The following is a 12,614-nucleotide window of genomic DNA, read 5'->3' as shown; positions in this document are numbered from 1 at the left end:
GTCCTTAGACCGCGTCCGACAGCGAGGTGAAGTTGAAGTCGCGGACCTTCATCGGCGGCAGCACCATCTGGAACGGCGCCTCGTCGCCACCGATGACTTCCGGCTTGCCCAGTTCGTCGATGTTGTTGAGGATGGTGACCGGGCTTTCGTTGAAGCGGAAGTTCTTCACCGGGTGCTTGATCTTGCCGTTCTCGACGTAGAAGGTACCGTCGCGGGTCAGGCCCGTGATGAGCAGCGACTGCGGATCGACCATGCGGATATACCAGGTGCGGGTGACCACGATGCCCTTCTTCGTGCCGGCAATCAGCTCTTCCAGCGACTTGGTGCCGCCGGCCATGATCATGTTGCCGTGGCTGGCGGTGGCCTGATTGCCGGTCTTCTGCGCCCAGTAGGGCGAATAGCCGAGCGAAGCGATGCGGCCGTTCTTGACGATGTCGGTGCGCTTGCGGGCGATCATGGTGTTGTTATCCCATGGCGCGACCGGCACGTCCGGATTCCACGGGTCGGCCCAGATGTTCACCTGTTCATCGAACAGCTTCTCGCCCAGGCGGTTGCCGCCGCCCTTCTTGGCCAGGAAGCTGCGGCCTTCGTCGGCGGCTCTAGCGCCGAGGGAGCTGAACATGTTACCCAGGATTTCCGAGGTCGCCGCCGGCTCCAGGATGACGGTGTAGCGGCCCGGCTCGAGCGCCTTGGCGTCGACCGAGCGCAGCGCCTTGTCGATGGCGATGTCGGCCGCTTCGCGTGCGTTGAAGCGGCGCGCGTCGACTGCCGAGCGGCTCACCCAGCCCGAACCGCGGCCGTCTTCGGTGCGCGCGGTGCAGGTGAAGGACAGGTCGGTGAATTCCTGGAAGCCGAACACGCCCTTCGAGTTGGCGATGCAGGCGAAGCTGCTGTTATCGGTGAAGAAGCCTGCGGTCACCAGCTTCTTGGCGCGCGCGGCGCCGATGGCGGCGGCGGCTACTTCGGCGCGGTAGTCCGGATCGATGCCGGCGGTGGAGGACATGAAGGTCTTGGTGGTGAGGTAGTCCTGCTTGCTCACGGCCGGGACGAACTCCGGGTTTTCCGGCGCCAGGCGCGCCAGCTCCTCGGCGCGGCGCACGGCCTTTTCAAGCGACTTGTCGTCGAATTCGTTGATCACGGCGGTGCCGGTGCGCTTGCCGAAAGCGACGCGCACGGCCAGCTGCATGTCTTCGGTCAGGCCGGCGGTCGACACGCTGTTGCGCGCGAAGCGGATGTTACCGGTGCGGTTGCCCTGGATCGACACATTGCACTCGTCGGCCTTCGAGAAAGCGATCACGCGGTCGGTGATGCGTTTGGCTTGTTCCTGGTTCAGCTGTTTCATAGTGTCTCCTCTTAACCGATCTTGCGTGCGGTGTTGATGACGTTGATGCCGTTGAAGCGGGAGGTAGCAGAACCGTGCGACACTGCGCTGACCTGGCTCGGCTGGCCTTTGCCGTCGAAGAACGAGCCGCCCATGCGCCAGTCGCGCTCATCGCAGATGGCGCTGCAGGCATTCCAGAATTCCTGGGTGTTGGTCTGGTAGGCGACGTCCTCCAGCGGACCGGCGATCTTGCCGTTCTTGATCTCGTAGAACAGCGTGCCGCCGAACTGGGAGTTGTAGCGCTGCTGGTCGATCGAGTAGGAGCCGCGGCCCAGGATGTAGATGCCCTTTTTCACATCCTTGACCATCTCGTCCGGGGTCAGGCGCGCCTTGCCGGCTTCGAGCGAGACATTCGGCATGCGCTGGAACTGGATCGTGCTCCAGCTATCGGCATACGAGCAGCCGTGCGATTCCTTCTCGCCGATGATATGGGCCTGGTCGCGCGTGGCCTGGTAGTTCACCAGGATGCCGTTGCGGATGATGTCCCACTTCTTGGCGCGCACGCCTTCGTCGTCGTAGCCGATCAGGCCCAGCGAACCCGGAGTCGTGCGGTCGGCAACGAAGTTCACGCGCTCGGAGCCGTACTTGAATTTCTTCGATTCCCATTTGTCCAGGCCGACGAAGCTGGTGCCGGCGTAATTGGCTTCGTAGCCGAGCACGCGGTCCAGTTCCGTCGGGTGGCCGACGTTTTCGTGGATGGTCAGGAACAGGTGTTCGGGGCTCAGCACCAGGTCGTACTTGCCCGGCTCGACCGACTTGGCCGACAGCTTTTCGCGCGCCTGCTTGCCGGCCAGCCTGGCGTCTTCCACGATGTCGTAGGAGTTGGTGTACAGCGTGGTGACGCCGCCGGCGGCCTGCACCTTGTCGCTGGCCTTGGCGTCGAAATACTCGTAGCCCATCGACACGGGCGAGCTCAGGCCGGCACGCGAGCGGAACTTGCCGCTGGCCTTGTCGACGGCAGTCGCATTGATCGGGGCCCAAAGGCGGTGGATGTCCTGGTCGATATACGAACCGTCGGTGGAGGCGAAGTATTTTTGCTGGTTGATCTGGAACAGCGAAGCGGTCATGAAGCTCGCGCCCGCATCCATGCCGGCCTTGTTGGCGGCGATCAGCATGTCGGCCTTCTGCTTGACCGGGATGCCGCGCCAGTCTTTCTTGAGCGGCGTGGCCCAGGCCACTTCGCCCACGCCCTTCACAGGCGCCAGGCGTACCGGCTCGGACTGCAGCTTGGCGTTGGCCCTGGCAATCGCCACGGCCTGGCGCGCCGCATTGGCGATGCCGTCCGGGCTCATGTCGTTGGTCGAGGCGAAGCCGTAGGCGCCATTGGCAATCACGCGCACGCCGACGCCGCTCGATTCGGTATTGCTGATGTTCTCGACGTTCAGGTCGCGCGTGATGATGAACTGGTTCAGGTAGCGCCCGATGCGCACGTCGCAATAGGACGCGCCGGCCTTGGTGGCTGCGTTCAGTGCGGTGTCAGCCAGGATTTTCTTGGCGCTGGCCGCCATCGGGTTCATGAGCTCATCGGCGGCGACGGCATTGCCAAAGACCGGGATGAGCATGGCGCCGGCAGTGCCGGCGCCGATATGGAGGAATTTACGGCGTTCCATTTGAGTTTCCGTTTGTTTCGTAGCGTGGGCGGCTTCGCCGCCCACGCTACGGTTGCTTAGACTGCGTCCGACAGCGACGTAAAGTTAAAATCGCGAATCTTCATCGACGGGATCAGCATCGAATAATTCGCCTCGTCGCCACCGATCACGACCGGCTTTCCGATCTCCTCGATGTTGTTCAGCATCGTCACCGGGCTTTCGTTGAAGCGGAAGTTCTTGATCGGGTACTTGATCTTGCCGTTCTCGATGTAGAAGGTGCCGTCGCGGGTCAGGCCGGTCAGCAGCACCGACTGCGGGTCCACCATCCGGATATACCAGGTGCGGGTCACCAGCACGCCCTTCTTGGTGCTGGCGATCAGGTCGGCCGTGGTCTTGTCGGTGCCGGACATGATGATGTTGCCGGCGCTGCCGATCGCGCGCTGGTTCTTCTTCTGGCCCCAGAAGCGCGAATAGTTCAGCGCATTGATGCGGCCATCCTTCACCAGCTGCATGCGCTCGCGCGGCAGCATGCCGTTATCCCACGGGAGCACCGGCACGTCCTTGTCCCACGGGTCGGTCCAGATATTGACCTGCTGGTCGAACAGCTTGTCGCCCAGGCGATTGGCGCCGCCCTGCTTCGACAGGAAGCTGCGGCCTTCGTCGGCCAGGCGCGCGTTGAAGCCGCCCAGCATGGCGCTGATCAGGTCGCTGGTAGCGGCCGGCTCCATTACGACCGTATAGCGGCCCGGCTCGAGTGCCCGGGCGTCCACCGAACGCAGCGCCTTTTCGATGGCCACGTCGGCCGCTTCGCGCGGATCAAAACGAGCGACGTCGCGCGCCGAGCGCTTGACCCAGCCCGAACCGCGGCCGTCTTCGGTACGCACGGTGCAGGTGAAGTCCAGCGAGGTGGCGGCCTGGTGGCCGAACACGCCGTTCGAGTTGGCCACGCTCTCGAAACTGGCGCGGTCGGTGAAGAAGCCGGCGGCGACGAGGCCCTTCTTGCGGCAGGCTTCCATCGCGTAGGCGGCAGCCTGGGCGCGGTATTCCGGGTCGATGTCGGCGGTACGCTGCACGAAGGTATCGGAAGTCTTGTAGCCGGTCTTGGCCAGCGCCGGCATGAATTCCGGGTTCTCCGGGGCCAGGCGCGCCAGGTCTTCGGCGCGGCGTACGGCGCGCTCCAGCGACTTGTCGTCGAACTCGTTGATGGTGGCGGTGCCCTGGCGCTTGCCGAAGGCGACCTGCACCTGCAGCTGGGTGTCGTCGGCCAGGCCGGCGGTGGAGACGGCATTGCGTGCGAAGCGGATGTTGCCGATGCGGCTGCCCTCGACGCTGACGATGCACTCGTCCGCCTTCGAGAGCGACAGCACGCGATCCGAAATGCGCTTGGTTTGTTCCTGGGTCAGGATGCTCATGGGGTCCTCGCCTTAGCCGATCTTGCGTGCGGTGTTGATCACGTTGATCCCGTTGAAACGGGTCGTGCTCGAACCGTGCGAGACGATGCTGATCTGCGGCGGCTGTCCTTTGCCGTCGAAGAAGGAGCCGCCCATGCGCCAGTCGCGCTCGTCGCAGATCGCGCTGCAGGCATTCCAGAATTCCTGGGTGTTGGCCTGGTAGGCGACGTCCTCGAGCATCGGGCCGATCTTGCCGTCCTTGATTTCGTAGAACAGCTGGCCGCCGAACTGGAAGTTGTAGCGCTGCTGGTCGATCGAGAACGAACCGTCGCCGACGATGTAGATGCCCTTCTTGATGTCCTTGACCATCTCGTCCGGGGTCAGCTTCTTCTTGCCGGCCGCCAGCGAGACGTTCGGCATGCGCTGGAACTGCACCGAGCTCCAGCTGTCGGCGTACGAGCAGCCGTGCGATTCCTTTTCGCCGATGATGTGGGCCTGGTCGCGCGTGGCCTGGTAGTTGACCAGGATGCCGTCCTTGATGATGTCCCACTTCTTCGTCTTGACGCCCTCGTCGTCGTAGCCGACGGCGCCAAGCGAGCCCGGGGTGACCTTGTCCGCGTACAGGTTGACCATCGGGTTACCGTACTTGAATTTCTTGGTTTCCCATTTGTCGAGCGTGGCGAAGCTGGTGCCGGCGTAGTTGGCTTCGTAGCCGAGCACGCGGTCCAGTTCCGTCGGGTGGCCGACGTTCTCGTGGATGGTCAGCCACAGGTGTTCCGGCGAGAGCATCAGGTCGTACTTGCCCGGCGTGACCGACTTGGCGGTCAGCTTCATCTTGGCGTCGCGGCCGGCGGCCTTCGCGTCTTCGATCAGGTCATACGAACCGGTGTACAGGGTGGCGACGCCGCCGGCCGCCTTGATCTTGTGCTCGGGACGTGCGTCCAGGTATTCGTAGCCCATGCCGACCGGCGCGCCCAGACCCGAGCGCGAACGGAACTTGCCGGTGGTTTTATCCACGGCGGTGGCCTGGAACGGGGCCCACAGGCGGTGCACGTCCTGCTCGATGTAGGAGCCGTCGGTGGAAGCGAAATACTTCTGCTGGTTCACCTGGAACAGCATCGAATTCATGAAGGTCGCGCCGCCGTCCATGCCGGCCTTGTTGGCGGCGATCAGCAGGTCGGCCTTTTCCTTGATCGGCACCGTGCGCCAGTCCTTCTTGATCGGCGTGGCCCACGACACTTCGCCGACGCCCTTGACTGGTGCGAGACGCACCGGCTCCGACTGCAGCTTGGCATTGGCCTTGGCGATTGCCACGGCCTGGCGCGCCGCATTGGCGATGCCGTCGCTGCTCATGTCGGAGGTGGCGGCGAAGCCGTAGGCGCCGCTCGCGATCACGCGCACGCCGATGCCGGCCGACTCGGTGTTGGCCACGTTCTCGACGTTCAGGTCGCGGGTGGTGATGAACTGGTTCAGGTAGCGGCCGATGCGCACGTCCGCGTAGCTGGCGCCGGCCTTGGTGGCGGCGTTCAGCGCGACGTCGGCGAGCGCCTTCTTGGCGGCGGTCGGCATGCTGCTCAATAGCTCTTCAGCGGCGATCGCGCGGCTGAACGGAACCATGGTCGTGGCCAGGGCCAGGCTGCTGAAGTTTAGAAAAGTACGGCGTTCCATCGTGCCTCCTGAAATCTACCTGTTTCTGGACAGCGGTCCCGCCGGCTTCACGGTCCGCTCTTGTATGTACGGCGCTGGTAATTTTCTTTACCAGGCAATGATTGCGACGAAAAACCTGGCAACATTAGCAGCAACATGAGGATTTGAATAGGCAATTGTTGTGCCATATCAAAGCCTTCGCCAAGTACTTGATTTTGGATGCCGAGCACTGTCCAGCCTGGTGTCCGCGCGGCTGTCCGCCGTGTCCGCCGCGGACATTTTCCGGACAACAACGGGACAAGATCGCGCGTCGAATATGCATATACAGGGAACGCTTGACTGCCGGTCCGGGCTGCCGGATCATCAGCGCGGCGGCGGCGTTCCGCCCAGCCGCGCACAACAACTTCTGGAGACCCCGAACCGATGAAACGACTGATCCTGGCTGCGATGCTGGCCACCGGCATGGCCGGCGCGGCCCACGCGGACGACGCACTGAAAGCGGCCATCGCGGGCGAACACCGCAGCGCGGCCAACAAGGCGCGCGACAGCGCCCGCCATCCCTACGAGACCCTCACCTTCTTCGGCATCAAGCCGACCATGACGGTGGTGGAACTGGCGCCATCGGGCGGCTGGTACACCGAGATCCTCGCGCCCTACCTGCGCGACAAGGGCAAGCTCATTGGCGCGGGCGAAGCGATCGCGCCGGAGAAGCGCTACGGCATGGCCTTCAAGAAGAAGCTCGACTCGAACCCGGCGCTCTACGACAAGGTAGTGCCATCGGTGTTCGAGCCGCCAGCGACCTATGCGATCGCGGCGCCGAACAGCGTCGACATGGTGCTCACCTTCCGCAACCTGCACAACTGGGTCGGCAACGGCGAAGACGCCCTCAAGACCACCTTCAAGGAAATCCACAAGGTGCTCAAACCGGGCGGCGTGCTGGGCATCGTCGACCACCGCCTGCCGGCCAAGATGACGCAGGACGCCAAGGCCTCGAGCGGCTATGTGCACGAAGCCTGGGTGATCAAGACCGTGGAAAGCGCGGGCTTCAAGCTGGCCGGCAAATCGGAAGTCAATGCCAATCCGAAGGACACCGCCGATCACGAGAAAGGCGTCTGGACCCTGCCGCCGGTACTTGCCAACAAGGACAAGGACCGCGAGAAGTACATGGCGATCGGCGAGAGCGACCGCATGACGCTCAAGTTCGTCAAGCAGTAAGCCGCATCGGCACCGCGGCCGGGGAGCTCCCCCTCTCCGGCCGTGAAGATTCGTGTGTTTCCTTCGGCGGCGAGCGTGTATATTCTGGCGGCTTGACCCATCCAGTTCGAACCGATTGAGCCACCGAAGGAATTTATGAAGATTGTCCGCCTCGCCGCCGCCGTGGCATTCGCCATGGCAGGCCTCGTCCACGCACAGGACACCACCCCGCCAGCCCCGACGCCTGCGACCCCGCCCTCGCCGGCGACCGCGACTCCATCCGCCACCACCGCGCCGGCCCTGCCGTCCGTCGAGAACTCGGTCGTCAAGATTTTCGCCACCGTGCGCCGTCCGGATCCGTACAAGCCGTGGGCCAAGCAGTCCCCGGTCGACGTGACCGGCTCGGGCGTCATCATCGAGGGCAAGCGCATCCTGACCAATGCCCACGTGGTCGGCTACGCCAGCCAGGTCGAGGTGCAGGCCAGCCAGTCGGGCGACAAGGTGTCGGCCAAGGTCATCGCGCTGGCGCGCGGCCTGGACCTGGCGGTGCTGGAACTGGACGACGCTTCCTTCTTCGACAAGCGCCCGGCGGTGCCGCGCGCGGCCGTGTTGCCGGACGTGCGCGAAGCGGTCTTCGCCTATGGCTATCCGGTGGGCGGCAATTCGCTCTCGACCACCCGCGGCATCGTCTCGCGCGTGGAATTCGTCGGCTACGGCTCGTTCAGCTCGGGCCTGCGCATCCAGATCGATGCCCCGATCAACCCGGGCAACAGCGGCGGCCCGGTGATCGCCGGCGACAAGATGATCGGCCTGGCCTTCTCGATGGCGACCAATGCCCAGAACATCGGCTATGTGATCCCGAACGAAGAGATCGAGCTGTTCCTCAAAGACGTGGCGGACGGCCGCTATGACGGCAAGCCGCTGCTGCACGACAGCATCCAGACGCTGGAAAATCCGGCGCTGCGCCAGTACCTGAAGCTCGACAAGTCGGTGGAAGGCGCGGTGGTGCACCGCCCGTATAAAACCGATGCCGGCTGGCCGCTCAAGGAATGGGACATCGTCACCCACATCGGCGAGCACCCGATCGACAACCAGGGCATGGTGAAGCTGGGCTCGAACCTGCGCGTGCGCTTCCAGTACCGCATCCAGCAGGTGGCGAAAAACGGCAAGCTGCCGATGACCATCGTGCGCGGCGGTAAAACCATGCGGGTGGAGGTGCCGGCCAGCGGCCCGCGCCCGCTCCTGATCCCGGACCTGAACGGCGGCTATCCGTCCTACTTCGTGTATGGCCCGGCGGTGTTCACGCGCGCGACCAGCGAGTTCCTGTCCTTCCTGGTCTCGAGTGCGCCGGCGATGAACGCCTACAGCTTCAACGACAGCCCGCTGGTGACCCAGCGCGGCGACTCGCCGGACGCGGCGCGCGAAGAGCTGGTGGTGATCAGCAGCCCCTTCTTCCCGCACAAGCTGGTGAGCGGCTACAGCAACCGCTTCGGTTCGGTGGTCGATACGGTCAACGGCGTCAGGATCCGCAGCCTGGCGCACCTGGTGTCGACCCTGCGCGACCTGAAGGACGAGCACGTCGTGTTCAAGTTTGACCAGCGCTACGGCGAAACCATGATCCTGCCGCGCAAGGCGACGCTGGAGGCGACCGATGCGATCCTGTCGGATAACGGGGTGCGCACGCAGGGGTCGGAGGATATGATGAAGGTGTGGGCCGGGAAGTGAGCTTACGCTGCTCACGTTAACTTGGGGCTAGCAATGCCAGTGGCATTGCTAGCGCCTTCGCCGGGACCCAAGTGCAACCGGCTGTAGATCAGCCCTTTTTTTCTTTCTTCACAGGCGTAAACAACAAGTCCTGGAAGTCATAACTGAAGTCCGTCTCCGTCGACACCGGCTTCATCCGCATCCGTTCGATGCTGCCGTCGTGGTCCAGCGAGAAGGTCACGTAGGCGTCTGCATTGAAGTTCCGCTCCTTCCAGCGCACGATGAAGGTATCGTGCTGGAAGTGCTCCAGTTCCCCGGTCAAATCAGGCGTCTTCGCGAACGACAGCACCTGCTTCGCTCCCACCCGCCTGATGGTCGCCAGGCCATACCACTGGTCCTGGTAGTCGCCCTCGTAGCTGGCCAGCGCCAGCGACGGCTTCGAGCCGGCGGCGCGGGTCGCGGTTTCCTTCTTCAGGCGCGCCGCTTCCTTTTCGGTCATCTCGCGTTCCACATCGGCCACGCGGCCGATCCAGTCGGTCGGCGCCACGTTCAGGTACTGGTCCAGCAGGCGGTACTGCAGGGCCGACAGCGAGGACCCGCTTTCGGCGTTGGTGAAGATCGCGATGCCCAGTTTCGATTCCGGCACCAGCAGCACGCGCGAGTAGAAGCCCTGCAGCGCGCCGCCGTGCAGCGCCACCATCTTGCCCTGGTAGTCGCGCAGCTGGAAGCCCAGGCCGTAGGCGTAGAAGTTCGGCCGGGTCGCAGCCAGCGGAGGACGCGGCTGGCTGATCTTCATCGGCGTCTGCGGCGTCCACAGCTCGCGCGCCTGCTTTTCGGAGAACAGGCGCACGTCCTTGCCGTCCGCCCCCTTGCCCACACGGCCGTTATCCAACAGCACATTCATCCAGCGCGCGATGTCCTCGGCGCTGGTGTTGATGCCGACCGCGCCGACCGCGTTATCGACCGGCATCGGCTTGACCGCGGCGATCTTGCCGTTGATCTTGCTGTGCGGGGCCGAGACGTTGGCGAACTTCGCGTTTTCCGCCAGGCTGGTGGTGGTGCCCGCCATGCCGGTGGGCTTGAGGATCCACTCGTGCATGGTCTCGCCCCAGGTCTTGCCCGACTTGGCGGCGATGATCTTGCCGGCGACGATGTAGAGCAGGTTGTCGTAGGCGTAGCTGTTGCGGAAGCTGGTGGCCGGCTTGATGTAGCGGAGATTGTGAATGATCTCGTCGGTGGTGAATGTGGTGGTCGGCCACCACATCAGGTCACCCGCGCCCAGGCCAAGGCCGCTGCGGTGGGTCAGCAGGTCGCGCACGGTCATCTCGGCGGTGACGTAGGCGTCGTACATGCGGAAGTCCGGCAGGTGCTTGATGACCGGGTCGTCCCAATCGAGCTTGCCCTGGTCGACCAGCATGCCCAGCGCTGCGGCGGTAAAGGCCTTGGAGTTCGACGCGATCTCGAAGATGGTCTGGCCATCGACTTTGGCCGGCTCGCCTAGTTTACGCACGCCGAAGCCTTGCGCGACGACGACCTTGCCGTCCCTGACGACGGCAATCGCAATGCCCGGCACCTGGAAGGCTTTCATCACGCGGGTGACGTCGGCTTCGAGGTTGTAGGCAGCGGCTTGTTGCTCGGCGACTGGTGCGGCGGCGGTCTGCGCGACGGCGGCGGCAGTGGTGGAAAACGCGATCAGGATCGCGGCTGCAATGCGGTTCATGGAAATCACGCTGTTCGGTCCTTATTGCTTGTTCATCTGCTTGTCGACGCTGCCCTGCGTCTCCGGGTGGTAGCGCTCGCGCGCGGCTTTATAGATACGCTCGGCCCAGGTCCGGTCTTCGGCATTCGCGCGCAGCGCGCCGTAGAGCGGTACCACGAACTTCTGGCGGCCTACGCTCATCAGGAAGGCTTCCAGGTTCGGGCGGATGCCGCGGTAGCCGGCATGCACCGAGGCGCGGTAGAAGCGGAAGGCGACTTCGTTGTTGCCGGTCTTGGCAAGGCCGAAGGCCTTGTCCAGCTCCTGCAGTTGCACGGCCGTGGCCTTGTTGTCGATATCGTTCAGGAATTTCATCCACTCGGCGGCGGTCCAGCTCTTGGTGTCAAGCTGCGCGGTTTTCAGGTCGCCCTTGAGCCAGCGCGCGGTGGTGTCGTTCAGTTTCGCCAATCGTTCAGAAACGGCGTGCTTGGCGCTGGCCGGGATGCCCGGGCCGTACAGCCACTCGTCGAGCTCCGCGTCGGTCATGATCTTTGGGTTCTTGGCCAGCAGGTTCGCGCGCAGGAACTGCACGAACTGCGCGGTGGTCACGCTCTGGAAGGCGTGCTGGTCGAACCAGCTGCGCAAGAAGGGATCGAACGCGGCGCGGCCGGCACGCTGTTCCAGGGTGCGCAGGAACCAGGCGCCCTTCGGATAGGCCAGGCCTTCGTCGGTGTAGTGCTCGTTCGAGGTGTCCGCATCGCGCGTGAGCAGCGCCTGCTTTGCAGCCGGAATCGTCTTGAGCGACTCGATCGCTTCTTCCTGCTCGAGCTGCAGGTTCATGGTCGCCACTTCGTCGCCATACATCTTCTCGAGGATGCGGGTGGTCACGTAGGTGGTAAAGCCTTCATTGAGCCACCAGTGCTTCCACGAGGCGTTGGTCACCAGGTTGCCCGACCAGCTGTGCGCCAGCTCGTGCGCGATCAGGTCGACCAGGCTGCGGTCGCCCGCGATCATGGTCGGAGTCAAAAAGGTCAGGCGCGGGTTTTCCATGCCGCCGATCGGGAACGAAGGCGGCAGCACCAGCATGTCGTAACGTCCCCAGCGATAAGGGCCGTATAGCGATTCGGCCGCTTCCACCATCTTCTCGGTGTCCGCCAGCTCGTATTCGGCGGCCTTGATGCGCTGCGGCTCCGCGTAGACGCCGGTGCGACCGCCCAAGGTGCGCGCCTCTAACTCGCCGATGCCGATCGCCAGCAGGTAGGACGGAATCGGCTGCGGCATCGTGAACTTCCAGCCGCCCTTGCCGGTGGCCTTCGGGTCGTTATCGGCGCTCATCACCACGCGCATGCCAGTAGGTGCCTCGATGCGGGCGGTGTAGGTGAAGCGCACGGCCGGCGTGTCCTGGATCGGCACGAAGGAGCGCGCATTGATCGGCTGCGACTGGCTGAACATGAAGGGGTACTTGCCCGACATGGTCTGCTTCGGCGTGAGCCACTGCAGCGCGGTGGCGGTGGGCGCGGTCTTGTAGTGGATGCGGATTTTCGACGGCTGGCCCGGCAGGGCCACGTGCAGGGCCTGGCCCTTTTCGGCGTCGAGCTTGTCGAGCGTGTATTTCACCGGTTTCCACGCTCCCTTCGCATCCTGCGCTTCGATCTTCGAGATCGCCAGCTCGCGGGTATCGAGATCGAGCGTGGTGGCGGACTTGTCGAGCCAGTCCAGGGTCAGGTCGGCATGGCCGCTGAGGGTCTTGCGCGTGAAGTCGGCCTTCAGGTCCAGGTGCAGGGCTTTGGTGCGGACCTGGTCGTATTTGGCGTAGCTGAGCGGATCGAGTGCGAACGCGTAGGCGCTCCATTGGCCGATCAGGGCGCAGGCCGCAGCGCGCAGCAGGGTGCTTGTCTTCATGGTCTCTCGCAGAGGTAGGTCAGGCAGCCCAGGCAGGGCTGAGGGGCGCGAGCAGGATAGCATTTTCGCCCAGGGGGCGAAAGCGCGGGTTGACAATGCGGCGGCGCCGT

The 12,614-nt window shown here is 64.1% G+C and carries 8 protein-coding genes; 2 read left to right on the top strand and 6 right to left on the bottom strand.

The window, feature by feature from the left end:
• Positions 1-4: 4 nt before the first annotated feature.
• Genes AC56LR_RS17555 through AC56LR_RS17540 form a run of 4 tightly spaced genes read right to left on the bottom strand, consistent with a single transcriptional unit; the run spans position 5 to position 6,029 of the window.
• Positions 5-1,342, bottom strand: a complete 1,338-nt coding sequence (locus AC56LR_RS17555) for a TldD/PmbA family protein (RefSeq protein WP_497132142.1) — start codon at positions 1,340-1,342, stop codon at positions 5-7.
• An 11-nt stretch (positions 1,343-1,353) separates the two neighbouring features.
• Positions 1,354-2,991 (bottom strand): TldD/PmbA family protein, encoded by a 1,638-nt coding sequence (locus AC56LR_RS17550; protein ID WP_497132140.1) that lies wholly within the window; start codon positions 2,989-2,991, stop codon positions 1,354-1,356.
• 56 nt (positions 2,992-3,047) lie between these two features.
• Entirely contained in the window at positions 3,048-4,382 is a 1,335-nt protein-coding gene (locus tag AC56LR_RS17545) for a TldD/PmbA family protein (RefSeq protein ID WP_497132138.1), read from the bottom strand.
• Between the two features lie 12 nt (positions 4,383-4,394).
• Positions 4,395-6,029 carry a TldD/PmbA family protein gene (locus AC56LR_RS17540; protein WP_497132136.1) on the bottom strand — a complete coding sequence of 545 codons (1,635 nt, stop codon included), beginning with the start codon at positions 6,027-6,029 and terminating at the stop codon, positions 4,395-4,397.
• A 402-nt stretch (positions 6,030-6,431) separates the two neighbouring features.
• Between AC56LR_RS17540 and AC56LR_RS17535 the strand changes: the two genes are divergently transcribed.
• Complete coding sequence (locus AC56LR_RS17535) at positions 6,432-7,223, top strand: class I SAM-dependent methyltransferase (protein WP_497132134.1); 792 nt, start codon at positions 6,432-6,434, stop codon at positions 7,221-7,223.
• Positions 7,224-7,358: 135 nt separating this feature from the next.
• Positions 7,359-8,927, top strand: a complete 1,569-nt coding sequence (locus AC56LR_RS17530) for a S1C family serine protease (RefSeq protein WP_497132132.1) — start codon at positions 7,359-7,361, stop codon at positions 8,925-8,927.
• 88 nt (positions 8,928-9,015) lie between these two features.
• Here the strand turns inward: AC56LR_RS17530 and AC56LR_RS17525 are convergent, their stop codons facing one another.
• Both AC56LR_RS17525 and AC56LR_RS17520 read right to left on the bottom strand, forming a co-directional pair.
• Positions 9,016-10,626, bottom strand: coding sequence for a serine hydrolase (locus AC56LR_RS17525; protein ID WP_497132131.1), 1,611 nt, complete (start codon positions 10,624-10,626; stop codon positions 9,016-9,018).
• Between the two features lie 21 nt (positions 10,627-10,647).
• The gene (locus tag AC56LR_RS17520; protein WP_497132129.1) at positions 10,648-12,504 is read right to left on the bottom strand and encodes a M1 family metallopeptidase; all 1,857 of its coding nucleotides are present in this window, start codon (positions 12,502-12,504) and stop codon (positions 10,648-10,650) included.
• Positions 12,505-12,614: the final 110 nt, after the last annotated feature.

Source organism: Telluria sp. ZT3P39, from assembly GCF_059685935.1.
Note: the sequence above shows the minus strand (reverse complement) of the source record. Positions and strands in the feature narration are given on the sequence as shown.

What these genes read in the sequence shown, in the direction of transcription:
- AC56LR_RS17525 (WP_497132131.1), bottom strand. Translation starts at nt 10,626, where the DNA reads ATGAACCGCATTGCAGCCGCGATCCTGATCGCGTTTTCCACCACTGCC.
- AC56LR_RS17520 (WP_497132129.1), bottom strand. Translation starts at nt 12,504, where the DNA reads ATGAAGACAAGCACCCTGCTGCGCGCTGCGGCCTGCGCCCTGATCGGC.
- AC56LR_RS17545 (WP_497132138.1), bottom strand. Translation starts at nt 4,382, where the DNA reads ATGAGCATCCTGACCCAGGAACAAACCAAGCGCATTTCGGATCGCGTG.
- AC56LR_RS17530 (WP_497132132.1), top strand. Translation starts at nt 7,359, where the DNA reads ATGAAGATTGTCCGCCTCGCCGCCGCCGTGGCATTCGCCATGGCAGGC.
- AC56LR_RS17550 (WP_497132140.1), bottom strand. Translation starts at nt 2,991, where the DNA reads ATGGAACGCCGTAAATTCCTCCATATCGGCGCCGGCACTGCCGGCGCC.
- AC56LR_RS17540 (WP_497132136.1), bottom strand. Translation starts at nt 6,029, where the DNA reads ATGGAACGCCGTACTTTTCTAAACTTCAGCAGCCTGGCCCTGGCCACG.
- AC56LR_RS17535 (WP_497132134.1), top strand. Translation starts at nt 6,432, where the DNA reads ATGAAACGACTGATCCTGGCTGCGATGCTGGCCACCGGCATGGCCGGC.
- AC56LR_RS17555 (WP_497132142.1), bottom strand. Translation starts at nt 1,342, where the DNA reads ATGAAACAGCTGAACCAGGAACAAGCCAAACGCATCACCGACCGCGTG.